This is a genomic window from Corynebacterium flavescens (genome assembly GCF_008693105.1).
Classification (GTDB): domain Bacteria; phylum Actinomycetota; class Actinomycetes; order Mycobacteriales; family Mycobacteriaceae; genus Corynebacterium; species Corynebacterium flavescens.
Window position 1 is genome coordinate 115236 of the sequence record NZ_VXKK01000013.1, and the last position, 15792, is coordinate 131027.

At 61.5% G+C, this 15792-nt stretch carries 14 protein-coding genes, 4 tRNA genes and 1 pseudogene; 16 read left to right on the forward strand and 3 right to left on the reverse strand.

Annotated features, from left to right (window positions below):
* Positions 1 to 19: 19 nt before the first annotated feature.
* On the reverse strand, positions 20 to 988 hold the full coding sequence (locus F4V60_RS01830; protein ID WP_075729070.1) for a 1,4-dihydroxy-2-naphthoyl-CoA synthase: 969 nt from the start codon (positions 986 to 988) through the stop codon (positions 20 to 22).
* A 61-nt stretch (positions 989 to 1049) separates the two neighbouring features.
* On the opposite strand from F4V60_RS01830, the gene F4V60_RS01835 reads away from it, so the two are divergent.
* Genes F4V60_RS01835 through F4V60_RS01865 form a run of 7 tightly spaced genes read left to right on the forward strand, consistent with a single transcriptional unit; the run spans position 1050 to position 9368 of the window.
* Positions 1050 to 2084 (forward strand): o-succinylbenzoate synthase, encoded by a 1035-nt coding sequence (locus tag F4V60_RS01835; protein ID WP_075729071.1) that lies wholly within the window; start codon positions 1050 to 1052, stop codon positions 2082 to 2084.
* A 23-nt stretch (positions 2085 to 2107) separates the two neighbouring features.
* On the forward strand, positions 2108 to 4516 hold the full coding sequence (locus F4V60_RS01840) for an ATP-binding cassette domain-containing protein (protein ID WP_232315957.1): 2409 nt from the start codon (positions 2108 to 2110) through the stop codon (positions 4514 to 4516).
* 56 nt (positions 4517 to 4572) lie between these two features.
* The gene (locus F4V60_RS01845) at positions 4573 to 5268 is read left to right on the forward strand and encodes a hypothetical protein (protein WP_075729072.1); all 696 of its coding nucleotides are present in this window, start codon (positions 4573 to 4575) and stop codon (positions 5266 to 5268) included.
* Positions 5269 to 5305: 37 nt separating this feature from the next.
* Positions 5306 to 6931 (forward strand): 2-succinyl-5-enolpyruvyl-6-hydroxy-3-cyclohexene-1-carboxylic-acid synthase, encoded by a 1626-nt coding sequence (menD, locus tag F4V60_RS01850; protein ID WP_075729073.1) that lies wholly within the window; start codon positions 5306 to 5308, stop codon positions 6929 to 6931.
* A gap of 37 nt (positions 6932 to 6968) precedes the next feature.
* Complete coding sequence (locus tag F4V60_RS01855; protein WP_075730982.1) at positions 6969 to 7409, forward strand: DUF3592 domain-containing protein; 441 nt, start codon at positions 6969 to 6971, stop codon at positions 7407 to 7409.
* A gap of 58 nt (positions 7410 to 7467) precedes the next feature.
* Positions 7468 to 8667: a glycosyltransferase family 4 protein gene (locus tag F4V60_RS01860; protein WP_075729074.1), complete on the forward strand. Its 1200-nt coding sequence runs from the start codon at positions 7468 to 7470 to the stop codon at positions 8665 to 8667.
* 11 nt (positions 8668 to 8678) lie between these two features.
* Positions 8679 to 9368: a demethylmenaquinone methyltransferase gene (locus tag F4V60_RS01865; protein ID WP_075729075.1), complete on the forward strand. Its 690-nt coding sequence runs from the start codon at positions 8679 to 8681 to the stop codon at positions 9366 to 9368.
* Here the strand turns inward: F4V60_RS01865 and F4V60_RS01870 are convergent.
* Positions 9365 to 10624, reverse strand: coding sequence for a geranylgeranyl reductase family protein (locus F4V60_RS01870; protein ID WP_075729076.1), 1260 nt, complete (start codon positions 10622 to 10624; stop codon positions 9365 to 9367). The two genes, F4V60_RS01865 and F4V60_RS01870, sit on opposite strands and share 4 nt — an antisense overlap.
* A 100-nt stretch (positions 10625 to 10724) precedes the next feature.
* On the opposite strand from F4V60_RS01870, the gene F4V60_RS01875 reads away from it, so the two are divergent.
* From F4V60_RS01875 to rplA, 9 genes are all read left to right on the forward strand, one after another.
* A complete protein-coding gene (locus F4V60_RS01875; protein WP_075729077.1) occupies positions 10725 to 11729 on the forward strand; it encodes a polyprenyl synthetase family protein in 1005 nt (334 codons plus the stop codon).
* 64 nt (positions 11730 to 11793) lie between these two features.
* A tRNA-Tyr gene (locus F4V60_RS01880) sits at positions 11794 to 11875 on the forward strand.
* A 214-nt stretch (positions 11876 to 12089) separates the two neighbouring features.
* Positions 12090 to 12162: transfer RNA gene (locus F4V60_RS01885), tRNA-Thr, on the forward strand.
* A 44-nt stretch (positions 12163 to 12206) separates the two neighbouring features.
* A tRNA-Met gene (locus tag F4V60_RS01890) sits at positions 12207 to 12278 on the forward strand.
* A 131-nt stretch (positions 12279 to 12409) separates the two neighbouring features.
* Positions 12410 to 12485 (forward strand) — tRNA-Trp (locus F4V60_RS01895).
* Positions 12486 to 12508: 23 nt separating this feature from the next.
* The gene (secE, locus tag F4V60_RS01900; protein WP_075729078.1) at positions 12509 to 12838 is read left to right on the forward strand and encodes a preprotein translocase subunit SecE; all 330 of its coding nucleotides are present in this window, start codon (positions 12509 to 12511) and stop codon (positions 12836 to 12838) included.
* A gap of 137 nt (positions 12839 to 12975) precedes the next feature.
* Entirely contained in the window at positions 12976 to 13875 is a 900-nt protein-coding gene (nusG, locus tag F4V60_RS01905) for a transcription termination/antitermination protein NusG (protein WP_075729079.1), read from the forward strand.
* Between the two features lie 224 nt (positions 13876 to 14099).
* Positions 14100 to 14543: a 50S ribosomal protein L11 gene (gene rplK / locus F4V60_RS01910; RefSeq protein ID WP_075729080.1), complete on the forward strand. Its 444-nt coding sequence runs from the start codon at positions 14100 to 14102 to the stop codon at positions 14541 to 14543.
* Positions 14544 to 14624: 81 nt separating this feature from the next.
* Positions 14625 to 15329 (forward strand): 50S ribosomal protein L1, encoded by a 705-nt coding sequence (rplA, locus tag F4V60_RS01915; protein WP_075729081.1) that lies wholly within the window; start codon positions 14625 to 14627, stop codon positions 15327 to 15329.
* Positions 15330 to 15530: 201 nt separating this feature from the next.
* Here the strand turns inward: rplA and F4V60_RS12695 are convergent.
* Positions 15531 to 15792, reverse strand: a pseudogene (locus tag F4V60_RS12695) (hypothetical protein); the annotation flags it as partial.

Here is a 15792-nt window from a genome sequence, read left to right on the forward strand (position 1 = left end):
GAATACGCGGGGAGCAAACCTAGTAGTAGTAAGGAAACTCGTCCCAGTTGGGCGCGCGCTTTTCCAGGAAGGCCTCTTTGCCCTCGACTGCTTCGTCGGTCATATAGGCCAGGCGGGTGGCCTCGCCGGCGAAGACTTGCTGGCCCATGAGGCCGTCGTCGGTGAGGTTGAAAGCGAACTTGAGCATGCGCTGGGCGGTGGGGGACTTGGTGTTGATTTCCCTTCCCATCTGTATAGCGGCGTCCTCGAGGTCGCCGTGATCGACAACCTCGTTGACTGCGCCCATCTGCTGCATGCGCTCGGCGTTGTAGGTGCGGCCGAGGAAGAAGATCTCGCGGGCGTATTTCTGACCCACCATCTTGGCGAGATAGGCGGAGCCATAGCCGGCGTCGAAGGAGCCAACGTCGGCGTCGGTCTGCTTGAAGCGGGCCTCTTGACGTGAGGCGATGGTGAGATCGCAGACCACGTGCAGGGAGTGCCCGCCGCCGGCAGCCCAGCCATTGACCACGGCGATGACGATCTTGGGCATGGTGCGGATGAGGCGCTGGACCTCGAGGATGTGCAGGCGCCCACCCTCCACTTTCTCGCGGGCGGCATCGACGGTGCTCTCATCGGCCACCGCATCATCGTGGGCATGCGAGGTGGCATAGCGGTAGCCGGAGCGGCCGCGGATGCGTTGATCCCCGCCGGAGCAAAAGGCCCAGCCGCCGTCCTTTGCAGAGGGGCCGTTGCCGGTCAGCAGCACCGTTCCCACGTCGGGGGTGCGGCGGGCGTGGTCGAGGACGCGGTAGAGCTCGTCGACGGTGTGTGGGCGGAAGGCATTGCGCACCTCGGGGCGATCGAAGGCGATGCGCACGATACCGCCGGCGCGGCCCGGTTCCGTCAGGCGGTGGTAGGTAATGTCCGTGAGATCCTCGAAGCCGGGAACGGCGTTCCACAACTTGGGGCGGAACGGGTTAGCAGTGCTGTACTTCTGGTGTTCGCTCATGGGTTAATACAGTAGTACCCGCCGCGGGTTGCGGAGGAGCATAAGCATTAAGCTAGCCCTCATGAATCTAGAAGAAGTACTGGAGCGCTCCCACGTTGTTGCTTTGCCGCTGGCGGTGAAGTTCCGCGGGATCACCACCCGCGAGGCGCTGCTTATCGAAGGCCCGGCCGGATGGGGCGAGTTCTCCCCCTTCCTGGAGTACGGGGCCAAGGAATCCGCGCCGTGGTTGGCTGCGGGGCTGGAGGCTGCAGTAGAGGGCTTTCCGGAGCCGGTACGTGATTCCATCGAGGTCAATGGCACCATCCCGGCAGTTCCTGCCAGTGAGGTCGTCGACGTCATGCAGCGCTATCCGGGTTGCCGCACCTTCAAGATCAAGGTGGCGGAGCCGGGGCAAAGCTTGGCAGAGGATGTCGCGCGCGTCGATGCCGTGCGCGAATACGTCGCGGCCAGCGGCAAGGTGCCGGTGCTGCGCGTCGATGCTAATGGCGGCTGGAGCGTTGAGGAGGCTGTTGCCGCAGCCAAGGCCTTGATGCCCCTGGACTACCTGGAGCAGCCTTGCGCCACGGTGGAGGAGTTGGCGCAGGTGCGCCAGCAGCTCATGCGCGCCGGGCTCTTTGTGCGCGTCGCGGCGGATGAGTCCATTCGCAAGGTAAGTGATCCCTACCGCGTGGCGCAGCTTAAGGCGGCGGATGTTGCGGTACTCAAGCCCGCGCCTTTGGGCGGAGTGCGCCGTGTCCTAGACCTAGCGCAGCACCTGCGCGAGCGCCACATGGACATCACGGTGGCTTCGGCGCTGGATACCTCCATTGGAATCGGCATGGGGCTGGCCACCGTTGGCGCGCTGCCGAAGATCTACGATGACGAAGATATCGACGTCACCCCGGCTGCCGCCGGCCTGGCCACGGGCTCGCTCTTTCTCGAGGACGTCACCGCCCCGCGCCAGATCGTCGACGGGCACCTCCCGCTAGAGATTCTGGCGCCTGATCCCGCACGCCTATCAGCGTTGGCAGCCCCTGCCGCGCGCCGGGACTGGTGGCTTGAGCGCGTGCGCGAGTGCTGGGATGTGCTCGAAGCCCGCGAAGACTCACGAGGATAGCGCCTGATACTACGGTGGGGAACATGACTGAATCCGGCATGATCAAAGTCCACGATGCCCACCTGCATAACCTGCGCCACGTTGACGTTGCCATGCCGCGGGGGCGCCTGGTTGCCGTGACCGGGGTTTCGGGCTCGGGGAAGTCCTCCCTGGCCTTTGGAACCATCCACGGGGAGGGCCAGCGTCGCTACCTAGAATCGGTGGCGCCTTTTGCGCGTCGCCTCATCGGCTCCGCCGTGGACCCGCAGGTAGGTGGCATTGCCGGCTTGCCGCCCACGGTGGCGCTGCAACAGACGGCGTCGGCAGGCGGGGCGCGCTCGACCGTGGGAACCGTCTCTGCCATATCGAACTCCGTGCGGCTGCTCTTTTCGCGCGCCGGGGACAACCCCCAAGGGCTGGACTCGGACTGCTTTTCTCCCAATACGCCGGAGGGAATGTGCCCGCGCTGCCAGGGCACAGGAGTCGTGCACATCCCCACGGAATCCTCGATGGTGCCCGATCCACAGCTGAGTATCGACGAGGGCGCAATCGCCGCCTGGCCGGGGGCCTGGGCGGGGAAGAACTTCCACGATATCCTGCAGGCTTTGGGCTACGATTTGCAGGTTCCGTGGAAGGATTTGCCGGCCAAGCAGCGCGAATGGATTCTTTTCACCGATGAGCGCCCAGTGGTCACCGTCAAGCCGCATCGCGGCGCGGACCAGATTCAGCGCAACTATAAGGGCACGTGGCGTTCGGTGGCGAGCTATCTGACCAAGACTCTCGCGGAGACGAACTCGGATACTCTGCGTCGGCGCACGCTCCAATTTTTAGAGACCCACGAGTGCCCGGTCTGCCACGGTCGCAGGCTCAATCCGGCGGCGCTAAAGGTGACGTATTTGGGCATGCCAATCGACGCCTTCAATGCCCTGTCCCTTGAACGCGCACTGGCGCTGGTGCAAGGCCCACGCCCGCAGGATAATAGCGCGGAGGCACTGCTGCTCAAGCAGGTTATCCCGGCCCTGCGCTCGGCCGTGGACTTAGGGCTGGGGCACTTGAGCCTGGACCGCCCCACGAGTTCCCTATCCGCGGGAGAATTGCAGCGCATCCGGCTGGCGGCGCAACTGCGCTCCGGTCTTTTCGGGGTTACCTATGTCCTTGACGAGCCCTCGGCAGGACTCCACCCGGAGGAGCGCTTCGCAGTAGTGGACCTGTGCCGCGATTTCATCGCGGGCGGCAACTCCGTTCTGCTGGTCGAGCACGACATGGATCTGGTGGCGCGCGCCGATTGGATTGTTGATGTAGGTCCGCTCGCCGGCGAGCGTGGGGGAGAGATCCTCTACTCCGGGCCCGTGTCTGAGTACCTGGCTGAGAAACCCGGCGACACTGACAGCCCGACGCGGAAGGCTCTGCTGCACCGCACGCTGCACCCCAAGGCGCAGCCCACTGCCGCCACCCACACGCTGCGCCTGCGCGGGGTGGAATGCCGCAGCATCGAAGGCCTCGACGTCGACTTCGGCCTCGGTCAGTTCACTGCAGTGACGGGGCTTTCCGGCTCGGGTAAGTCCACGCTTGTCTCCACCGTGCTCGCGGGCCTGGTGCGCGAGCATGGTGAGAGCAGTAACAAGGATGGTGGATGGGGCGTCGCCAAGCAGGAGGGACTGGAGCATATCTCGCGGCTGGTGCAGATTACGCAGAAACCCATTGGGCGGACCCCGCGCTCCACATTGGCCACCTACACAGGGCTTTTCGACGGCGTGCGCAAGCTCTTCGCCCACACCGACGAAGCGCGGCGCCGCAAGTGGGGCGTCTCTCGATTCTCCTATAACGTCAAGCAGGGGCAGTGCCCTACCTGCGGCGGCGCAGGCAAGATCGAGGTCGAGCTGGTGTTCCTGCCCGGTGCCTATACGCGCTGCCCGGATTGCGACGGCAAGCGCTATAACCCGGAGACGCTCGAGGTGACCTGGCAGGGGTATTCCATAGACCGCATTCTTGACCTCACCGTGGATGAGGCAGCAGAAGTATTCGCAGCGGAGCCGGCGGTTTCTCGTTCCCTAGAGACGCTGCAGGCCGTTGGCCTGGGATATTTGCGCTTAGGTCAGGGTGCCCCGGAGCTGTCAGGTGGGGAGGCCCAGCGCATTAAACTTGCCACCGAACTGCAACGCTCGCGTACCTCGCGGCGTGGGCACACTCTATATCTCCTTGACGAGCCCACCTCGGGCCTGCACCCGGCCGATAGCGCGGTTCTCAACGCCGAACTACATAGTCTGTTGGAGTCTGGCAACACCGTTATCGTGGTCGAACACGATCTGGACATGATCTCCACCGCGGACCGCGTGTTAGAGATGGGCCCGGGGGCAGGCGCCGCCGGTGGGCGCATCATCGCGGAAGGAACTCCGGCGCAGATTGCCACGCTCGATACCCCCACGGGGCGCGCCCTGGCTCGCCGCATGTGATCTCTTTTTAGGTTTCCGGGTGCATGATCCAAGGTGTTTAGGGTATTTCTAAGAGCATGACTAAAAACGGCTACGGCGATGACGAGAAGAACACTTGGGGCAACTCCGGCGGTTATTCCGATGATGAGACCCGTCAGATCGGTCCAGTGACCGGCGGAGGCTTCGGGGGCGACGAGACTCGCGTATTTGGTGCTGGACCGGCATCTTCGCGTTCCAGTTCTGATACCAATCCGAGTCACTCCGGGGCAGACGAGCAGCGCCCCCGCCAGTACTTCCCCGGCCCTGGCGAGCAGCGCTACGCCCCAGAGCCGCAGGCCGGGTATCCGCAGCAGGGCTATTCGCAGCAGGGATATGCCCAGCCTGGCTACGAGCAGGAACCGGGAGAATTCGAATCCACGCCGGGAAAGAAAAAGAAGAGCGGGGGCGGCGCGGGCTTGGCTGGCGTATTTGCCGCGATTGCGGCGGTGGCAGTCGTCGCAGCGGGAGCCCTGTTCTTCCTGTGGCGCAACGCGGCGGCAGATGCGGATAAGCCCGCGCCGTCGCCGGTTACTCAGACCATGACCACCCAGGTGCCCACCACGGTGACGGAGACTCACACCGAAGAAGCGCCGGCTTTCCCCTCCGAGCTGCCTTCGGAGTTGCCGAGCGAGCTTCCCAGCGAGCTGAGGGACCGCGTTGATTCCGGCGGAGATGAGATCGAGGGCCTGCTCAATGATCTCTTTGGCTCTGAAAACACAGGCGGCGGGCAATAGCACCAGAGCCCCAGTGGCCTCAGTAAGATGGGTCGGCATGAGTCAATCCCTGAAGCTGGCCGAATTGGTGGCTGCCCAGTTGGCGCGCCACCTCACAGACGTCATCATTTGCCCGGGATCGCGTAATGCCCCGTTGTCCCTTGCCCTTCTGGCACGCACCGACATCCGCGTCCATTCGCGGATCGATGAACGCTCCGCTGCTTTTTGCGCGCTGGGCATGTCCCGTGTGCAGCGCCGCCACGTCGGCGTAGTAGTCACCTCTGGCACGGCGGTGGCCAACACGCTTCCGGCCATGGTCGAGGCCTCCTATTCGCACACCCCCTTGGCCGTCATCAGCGCCGACCGTCCGGAAAGGCTGCAGGGGACGGGTGCTTCCCAGACCATTGAGCAGCAAGGGATCTTCGGTGTCTTTGCACAGACCACCCACATCAGTCAGGCAGAGGACGTCGCGCTCATCGGGCAACGCTTCTGCACCGATAACGCCGTGCACATCAACGTGGCCTTCGATCTCCCCTTGGTCGACGAGGAGCTTCCGAGTACCCCGAGCGATCGCACCCTGCGCAAAGCGCCGACTCCTGCCTGGGTAAATCACGGGCAGGTAGCCGTCGATCTTTCCAAGAACACGCTGGTGATTGCCGGTGACGAGGCCTGGGAAGTCCCCGGCTTGGAGGACGTGCCCACCATCGCCGAGCCCACTGCGCCCGCTCCCTATCTGCCGGTGCACCCAGCGGCGGCGCACATCTTCCGTACTGAGCAGGTCTCCGCCAATAATTACGTGGTCAACACCAAGGCGCAGCAGGTCATCGTGGTGGGCCATCCCACCATGCACCGCGGGGTGCTGGCCTTAATCAGCGATCCTGATATCGAGCTGGTTGTGCTTTCTCGCACCGCTGACTTCACCAACCCGCGCGGCGACAACGCGCGGCTGGGTACCACCGTGGCCACGACGGGCGAGCCAAGCAGGGAATGGATCGAAGTGTGCCAGGGCGCCTCGCGCATGGCCGCAGATGCGGTGCGTGAGACCCTGGAGGATCCGGAGCTAGGATTCACCGGTCTTCACGTGGCCGCCGCGGTGGGAGACACCCTGGCGGTGGAGGACACCCTGGTCTTGGGCGCTTCTAATCCTGTGCGCGATGCCTCGCTCATTGGCCTGCCCTTTGATGGCGTAGAGACCTACTCGCCGCGCGGAGCCGCCGGCATCGACGGCACAGTTGCCCAATCCATCGGGGTGGCCCTTGCCACCCAGTCCCGCGAGGCGGCGGAGTGGAGGGCGCCGCGGGTCGTTGCCCTCATCGGGGATGTCACCTTTGTCTACGATGCTTCATCGCTGCTCATCCCGGAGGATAATCCGCGGCCGGAAAACCTCACCATCGTCGTGGCCAACGATAACGGTGGCGGGATTTTCGAGGTCTTGGAGCAGGGTGCGCAGGCTCTGCGGCCCTCCTTTGACAAGGCCTTTGGCACTCCGCATGATGCGGATATATCTGCGTTGGCCCAGTCTTATGGCGCCGACTACCGCGAGGCCAATAATACCCAGGAGTTGCTCGATATTCTCGCCGAGGTCAAGGAGTTCTCGGCAGGAATCACTATCGTGGAGGCGCACACCACCCGCGCCACGCGCAGGAAGCTCAACGCCGCTCTAGCGGCCAAGGTGGGAAGTTAGTCTCGTGTCGGCGAGGGAGCATCCGCAGGCGGTGGACATGCCGCGTTATACCCCGGCCGTCTATCGTCGGCGCCTTTATCAGGTGATCCTGGCTCTTTATATGGCGGTGTTGGTGGGTTGCGCTGGGATGATGATTGGCTCTTGGCTCAATGACCGCGCCATCGAGTCCAATATGGGGCGCGCGTTGGCAACCGTCAGTGACGTGGGCTGGCTGCGCACCACGGCGGACTTCCAAGACGCCGATGGAATCTATCACTCGCCACCCACGGGACTTCTCTATCCCACCGGCTTGGGTGAGGGGCAGCAGGTGTGGGTCAACTATGCCTTTGATAACCCCGATCTAGTGAAGGTCGAGGGCAGGGAATGGACTCTATCCATCATCCCCGCCTTATCTTCGGCGGTAGTATCGACTTTGATAGCCGCCGCCCTGTGGTGGTCTGTGGGAGCCATCACCCGCCGCGCGGAGTCAGGAAGTTAACCGAGATTTTTCATAGGCGTTACCGCCTTGTGGCCATGGTTGGGAGATGATGGAACGTATGCGAGTAGCGATTGTGGCCGAGTCTTTTCTCCCCAACGTCAACGGTGTCTCCAATTCTGTTCTGCGGATTCTGGAGCATCTGTACCGTACCGGGCAGGGGGCCATAGTCATCGCACCCGGTGCGCGGGAGAACCAAGAAGAGGTCCCGGACTATTTGGGCTTTCCCATCGTGCGCGTGCCCACCGTCAAGGTTCCCCTCATCGATTCGCTGCCGGTGGGGGTGCCCACCCTTGCCGTAGATGAGGCCCTGCGGGAGTTTAAGCCGGACATAATTCACCTGGCCAGCCCCTTCGTCCTGGGCGCGGCCGGCGCTTTCGCCGCGAGACAATTGCGCATTCCCTGTGTCGCCGTCTATCAAACCGACATCGCTGGCTTTGCCACCAAGTACCACCTATCCGCCCTAGCCTATGGGGCATGGGAGTGGATGCGTACTATCCACAACTCCTGCCAGATGACCTTGGCTCCCTCCTCAATGACCATCCACAGTCTTGAGGATCACCGCATCAAGAACGTTCGTCACTGGGGCCGCGGGGTGGATGCCCAGCGCTTCCAACCCGCCAAGCGCTCGGAGGCGCTGCGTCTGAGCTGGGATCCCACTGGAAAGAAGAAGATCATCGGCTTCGTTGGCCGTTTGGCTGCGGAGAAGGGAGTACACCGCCTCAGCGGGCTCAATGGCCGCGATGATCTGCAGCTGGTCATCGTCGGGGATGGCCCTGAGCGCCCCTTGCTGGAGGCGCAGCTGCCCGATGCCATCTTCGTGGGCGCGCTCGGCGGAGAGGAACTGGCGCAGGCCTATGCCAGCCTTGACGTATTCGTCCACGCCGGAGAGTTTGAGACTTTCTGCCAAGCCATCCAAGAGGCACAGGCCTCAGGAGTGCCCACCATTGGCCCGCGGGCAGGTGGCCCGATTGACCTCATCGAGGAGGGTCACAACGGGCTCTTACTCGATGTCGATACCTTCGTTGAGGATCTTCCCTTTGCAGTGGACGCAATCCTAGACCCAGAGATCTACCGTGAGCTGTGCATCAACGCGCGCGCCTCCATTTTTGACAAGACGTGGGACGCGCTATGTCAACAGCTCATGGGCTATTACCGTGAGGTTGTGGAGGAGGCCAATCGCGTGCCCCTGACAATTCTGGGCCAGCACCCCGAACTCCCACGGTGGGCGGCGCGTGCCTTGGGCGCCCGCGTGGCATAAGCTAGTTACTTGTGTCTAAGGCTGATCTAGATAAGAAACCATTCGATGTTGCGCGTATGTTCGACGCCGTCGGGGCAAAGTACGACATTACAAACACCGTGCTCTCCTTCGGCCAAGACCGTCGGTGGCGCAGAATGACCCGCGAGCGCTTGGGGCTAAAGCCGGGGGAGAAGGTGCTCGATCTGGCGGCCGGAACTGCGGTGTCTACCGTTGAGCTATCCAAGTCCGGAGCGTGGTGCGTGGCCTGTGACTTCTCGCAGGGCATGCTGGCCGCAGGCGCGGAGCGTGATGTTCCCAAGGTGGCTGGGGACGGGATGAACCTTCCCTTTGCGGATAATAGCTTCGACGCGGTGACCATTTCTTATGGCCTGCGCAATATTCAGGACTTCGAGCTCGGATTGCGCGAGATGGCCCGGGTTACCAAACCAGGCGGAAGGCTTGCCGTGGCGGAGTTTTCCAAGCCCGTGGTCCCAGTCTTCGGAACCCTATACAAGGAGTATCTCACCCGGCTCCTTCCGCCGGTGGCCAAGCTCGTCTCCTCCAACCCCGAGGCTTATATCTACCTCGCGGAATCCATCAGGGCCTGGCCCGAGCAGGAAGAGCTAGCAGCTGCTATCAACCGTAACGGGTGGAGCGGTGCTGGCTGGCAGAACCTCACCTTGGGGATCGTGGCGCTGCACTCGGCGATAAAGCCTGCCTAGTCGGTGCTCCACAGGGGGCTATGGGAGCGCAGGCGACCTACTGTACCGCCGGCCATTCGCCACGCACGCGCGATGAGATCGCGGTCTTCCTCAGTCACCAGGTTCCCCATCAGGCGCGCGGCTGCGGGCATGAGGATTCTTCCCACCGGACCTCGCAGCGCCAGTGGGCCGGCTACGGGAAGGAACTGCGGGTAGGTCAAAAGGCGCGCGGCCGTGCGCGCCAGCAAGAAGGCCTGTCCGTAGTGTGCCCGCAGTATGTCAGGCCAGGCCAGAGTGAAATCTTTGGGGCCGAGTAACTCTACGGCGAGAGCAGCTGTCTCAAGGCCGTAGTCGATGCCCTCGCCGTTGAGCGGGTTGACGCAGGCCGCGGCGTCCCCGATGAGCATCCAGTTGGCGCCGGCGACGTTAGTGACCGCCCCTCCCATGGGCAGCAGGGCGGAGGCCACATGCTCGATTGGCCCCAGTTTCCACTCAGGACGCTGTTGCTCGGCATAGTGCTCCAGGAGCTTCTTGGTGTTTATCTTGGCGGGGCGGCGTGCGGTAGACAAAGCCCCGAGGCCGATATTGACCTGGCCAAGCTCCTCGCCCAAGGGAAAAATCCAGCCATAGCCCGGCTGTACTGTGCCCTTCTCATCCTGCAACTCAACGTGGGAGTGCAGCCAGGGCTCACCCGCGTGTGGGGAGGTGGCGTAGCTGCGAGCTGCGATGCCATAGACCTCGTCCTTTTGCCAGGTGCGACCCAGCTGCTTGCTGAAGGTCGAACGGACGCCATCAGCCACGATGATCCACCTCGCGCGGACCTCGGCCTCGCCGACGCGGAAACTCACGATGCGGTTGCCGCTTAACTCGGGCGCAGTGGCGGGCGTGCCCGTCCAGAGCGTGGCTCCGGCCTGACGCGCGGCATCGACAACGAGGTTGTCAAAGTGCAGCCGTGGCAAGGCTGTACCAGTCTGCACTGGATAGGTCTGCGGCCACGGGGCGGTGACAGAACCGCCAAAGCCGTGGAGCTTTAGCCCCAGGCTGCGGTATTTGGGGTTGACGTCGAGGTCCAGCTTCTCGAGCTGATGCATCGCGCGGGGGGTGAGGCCATCCCCGCAGGTTTTGTCGCGGGGGAAACGTGCGCCGTCGACAAGCAGTGTCTCGTAGCCTGCTCGCGCGGCATGGATGGCCGCGGCCGCGCCCGCCGGCCCGGCGCCGATGATAGCGACGTCGAAGGTGGATGGGTTATCGATCTGCTCCGGCATAAGGACTATCATTACACGGTACAGATACGTCGAGTGTGTTTAGGTCCGTGGTTTCGGCTACGGTAAGTAATCGACTATCACTCGCATTTTTGAGTCAAAGGGAACGCTTTTAATGACCAACGGCCAAACTCACGCCACTAACGTGGACCTGGGGGATCCGCGGCTAAGCGAGCGCGTGAACGCTGGCATGGCTGCAGTAGAGCAATTGCTGCAATCAGAAATAGACCGCGGGCAGGACTTTTTGAAAGAAAAAGTCAGCCACCTCTCAGCTGCGGGCGGAAAACGCTTCCGCCCCATGATGGCGCTTCTGGCCTCGGAATATGGCTCTCATCCACAAGGCTCCCGTGTGATTAAAGCCGCCACCGTGGTCGAAATGGTTCACGTGGCTACCCTTTATCACGATGACGTTATGGATGAGGCAGACCGTCGCCGCGGCGTCGAATCGGCCAATTCCCGCTGGAGCAACTCCGTGGCCATTCTCGCCGGAGACGCCCTGCTGGCTCACGCCTCACGTTTGATGAGCCAGCTTGATACCCATACGGTGGCGCACTTTGCGGATACTTTCGAAGAGCTCGTCACAGGACAGATGCGGGAGACCATCGGCGTTGGTGAGGCCAATCCCATCGACCACTACACGGCGGTCATCCGGGAGAAGACGGCTGTGCTCATCGCCTCAGCCGGGTACTTAGGTGCCTATCATTCCGGCGCTAGCCCGGAACACGCCGCCGCGCTGCGTCAAATTGGCGGCGCTGTGGGCATGATCTTCCAAATCGTCGATGACATCATCGATATCTTCGGTGACCCGAGGCATTCTGGAAAAACCCCAGGAACAGACTTGCGGGAGGGCGTATTCACGCTCCCAGTGCTATATGCCTTGGAAGAAGAAGGAGCCGTGGGCGACGGCCTGCGCGAGCTCTTGACTGGCTCCCTCGACACGGACGATGATGTCGAGCGCGCTATAGAGTTGCTGCGTCAGTCTGGCGGGCGCGATAAGGCGATGGCGGATGTCCACGCCTACTTGCGCGTCGTTGAGGAACAGCTCTCAGTTCTCCCCGAGATTCCAGCCAGCCAGGCCCTGCGTCAGCTGGCTGATTTTACGGTCAGCCGAGTGGGCTAACCAGCCGATTTGCACTTAGCCCCCGGCTGCATAGTAAAGTACTTACTCGCACCAAGAAGTGCCTGCCAGGTTGCCCGAGCGGCCAAAGGGAGCGGACTGTAAATCCGCCGGCATTGCCTTCAGAAGTTCGAATCTTCTACCTGGCACAGAAAACCCCCACGGTTTCGACCGTGGGGGTTTCTTGGATCATTGCTGCGCCTTAGCTCCCAACGTGGTCCTTCATTCTCCTTTAAACCTCACTTCTTGAGTGGATATTGCCGTGATGACCTCGTGATTTGTGCTCTTAAGCAGAATCGGGTTAGTATTTTCAAGGCTTCAACGAGAGCACAGCGGTTAAAGCCGCAACTCTAAAGAGGCTGTGCCCCCTTAGCTCAGTCGGTAGAGCGTTTCCATGGTAAGGAAAAGGTCGACAGTTCGATTCTGTCAGGGGGCTCTGTTCACGTCTCCGGCCATTATGGCCGCTGGCTTGAGCGATATGGCGGTGTAGCTCAGTGGTAGAGCAAGCGACTCATAATCGCTGTGTCGCGAGTTCAATTCTCGCCATCGCTACCGGGAAAGAAAAGCGCCCGTGTTGCGGGTGCTTTTTTATTACCAAACTCCGCCCTTTGGGTTGGCTGTTTCATTCTGAAATTGTCGGTCTGGTAGGGTTGAGCCTGCCGTCTTTTTAAGGTGGCAAGCTTAGGGGCGTGGCGCAATTGGTAGCGCAACGGTCTCCAAAACCGTAGGTTGCAGGTTCGAGTCCTGTCGCCCCTGCCAAATTCTTCAAGGAGGAGTTAGCTGTGAATGATGATCAGCAGCCGGAAAAGTCGGGGGCCCCGCGCCCGACCGGTAAGCGTCAACTTTCTGGTGCAGCAACAACCACCACTCAGAGCTACTCTGCAAAGCAGGGTCCTCGGGCTGAGGATAAGTCTGAAGGTGGCCCGGCCGGAACCGTAGTTGGTTTCCCAGGCCAAGTGGTTTCCGAGATTAAAAAGGTGGTCTGGCCCACTTCCAAGGAAATGGTTCAGTACACACTGATCACTTTTGCTTTCCTTATCGTGCTCACCGCTTTGGTCTGGGGCGTAGACACCCTCACCGGCCTCGGAGTTGAGCAGGTCCTCACTCCTTAGTAGGGTGTAGTACATAAGCTTTTATCCCGCTGATTTCCTTAAGGAAACGGCGGGATACTTTTTGCCCAAACTTAGGGCAGGTAGGCTAGAGCGCAGTTAATGCAGGCAGGCCTGCAAGAGATGAGATGGAGTACATCATGAGCGACGAAAACAATGTCGAGACCGTAGAGACCACTGACCCGTCTTTGACGGACGCGGCCACTACCGCGGATGAGGCACAGGCTCCCGCAGCCCCAGAGGCACCCGCAGCAGAGAGCACTGAGGATGCTGCTGCGGCCACCGCTGCAGCCGAGCAGGCTCTCGGAGGGGCAGAGCCCGTTTCGGAAAATGAGAGCGCGGATGCCGAGAATACAGACGCTCAGGTAGCTGAGACCACTGAATCTGATGAGGATGGCGAGTACCGCCGTCGCCTGCGTGAGTTCACTCGCGAGCTGAAGAAGCAGCCCGGCAAGTGGTACATCATCCAGTGCTACTCCGGCTACGAGAACAAAGTGAAGACCAACCTCGACATGCGTGCGCAGACCCTCGAGGTCGAGGATTCCATCTTCGACGTCGTTGTCCCCGTCGAGCAGGTGCAGGAGAGCAAGGACGGCAAGAAGAAGATCGTCAAGAAGAAGCTTCTTCCCGGTTATGTCTTGGTCCGCATGGAGCTTAACGACGCCGCTTGGTCCGTTGTGCGCGATACTCCTGGCGTTACCTCCTTCGTTGGTAATGAAGGCAACGCCACCCCGGTCAAGATTCGGGACGTGGCAAAGTTCCTCATGGCCAATGACACCATCTCTGCCGGCGAGGCCGCCCAGAACCAGGCCGCTGGTGAGCATGCTATCGCTATGCCGGAGAAGGAGGTGGCCAAGACTTATGCGCACGACTTCGAGGTCGGCGAGGCCGTCACCATCTTGTCCGGCCCCTTGGCTTCCGTCTCTGCCACCATCTCCGAGATTGATGCTGAGACAGGCAAGATGCAAGGTCTGGTCTCCATCTTTGGCCGCGAGACTCCCGTCGAGCTTTCGCCCACTGAGATCGAGCGCATTTCTTAATAGCTGCGTTGCTAGGGCGGCAGGGCTGCCGCCCTAGTGCCAGCTGAGGGCAGATTTTGCCTCGGGCGCACGGTGTTCTACCATGGAACATCGTGCGTCTTTTTTATGCGCACAGTAACTTAGATTTTCACACCCCCGGTGGCCCGCATAAGGCGAGCATCCGGACAAGGCGTCATTATTCATCGTGGTGGCGTCCTTGGTACCACAGGAATTGAGGTAATTCGATGGCTCCGAAGAAGAAGGTAACTGGCTTCATCAAGCTGCAGATCGAGGCTGGCGCTGCTAACCCGGCTCCACCGGTTGGCCCGGCACTGGGTGCCCATGGCGTCAACATCATGGAGTTCTGCAAGGCCTACAACGCCGCCACCGAGAGCCAGCGCGGCAGCGTTGTCCCGGTTGAGATCACGGTCTACGAGGATCGCTCCTTTGATTTCAAGCTAAAGACCCCGCCTGCAGCCAAGCTCCTGCTTAAGGCCGCTGGCATCAAGAAGGGTTCCGGCGTTCCCCACACCGAGAAGGTTGGCTCCGTGACCTGGGATCAGTGCAAGGAGATTGCACAGACCAAGTTCGAGGACCTCAACGCTCGCGACATCGACAATGGTGCACGCATCATCGCCGGTACCGCTCGCTCCATGGGCATCACCGTGGACGGAATCCCCGCCAAGTAAGGCGAAATAACAATAATTGCATGTGGTAGGGCCAGCTTCGGCCCGCTCAAACCACGCCAATCCGAGTAAAGGAATTGCTAAATGAGCACCAACTCTAAGGCCTACAAGGCCGCCGCTGAACTGATTGACAAGTCCCGCCTGTACAAGCCTTACGAGGCTGTCAAGCTGGCCAAGGAGACCTCCTCCAAGAACTACGACGCCACCGTGGAAGCTGTCTTCCGCCTCGGCGTCGATCCCCGCAAGGCTGACCAGCTGGTCCGCGGCACCGTTTCCCTGCCTAACGGCACCGGCAAGAACGTCCGCGTGGCAGTCTTCGCCGAGGGCGACAAGGCTGAGCAGGCTAAGGCTGCTGGCGCCGACATCGTGGGCACCCAGGAACTCATCGAGGCTATCAATGAGGGCAACATCGACTTCGACGTTGCTATCGCCACCCCGGATCAGATGGCTAAGGTCGGCCGCGTTGCTCGCGTGCTGGGCCCGCGTGGTCTGATGCCTAACCCGAAGACCGGCACCGTGACCCCGGACGTCACCAAGGCTGTCACCGAGGTTAAGGGCGGCAAGATCTCCTTCCGCGTGGACAAGGCTTCCAACCTGCACGCCATCATTGGTAAGGCTTCTTTCGACGCTGAGAAGCTCGCCGAGAACTACGGCGCTCTCATGGATGAAATCCAGCGCCTGAAGCCCTCCTCTTCGAAGGGCATCTACGTCAAGAAGGCCACCATCGCCACCACCTCCGGCCCCGGCATCCCCGTCGACGGTTCCGTGGTGAAGGATTACACCGCCTAAGCACTTTCGTTGCATAGGTGCCTAGTTTTTGGCACCGCGCCTAGAACTCCGTCAGCTTCTCTTCTTGGGGGGCTGGCGGAGTTTCGGTGTTCAGGGACATGTGGGGATGCGGACTATTAGCCCGCATAACCTGGACTAAGCGGGCTGGGTTTGTTTTGGGGTGCTGAAAGTCGCCGTTGGGCTCCTGTGTGGCCCTAACGGCTAGTGCGTGTGCGGGGGTTGCCAGACTATTGTCCCGCCTTCGCGGGCAAGCCGCCCGCGCAGTGGTGGCGCATTCGGATCATCCTCATTAACCCCGTTGTGGTAGTTGCACAAGGTCACCAGGTTGGCAATGTTGGTCAAGTCCTTTTGAGTGGTGTATCCGCCAGCGGTTGACTCAGCGATGAACTGACCGCTGACGGAACAGGATTCCTTACGCCACCAGAGCCTCCTGACCGTCACCGACAACGACGCCGACGCCGTC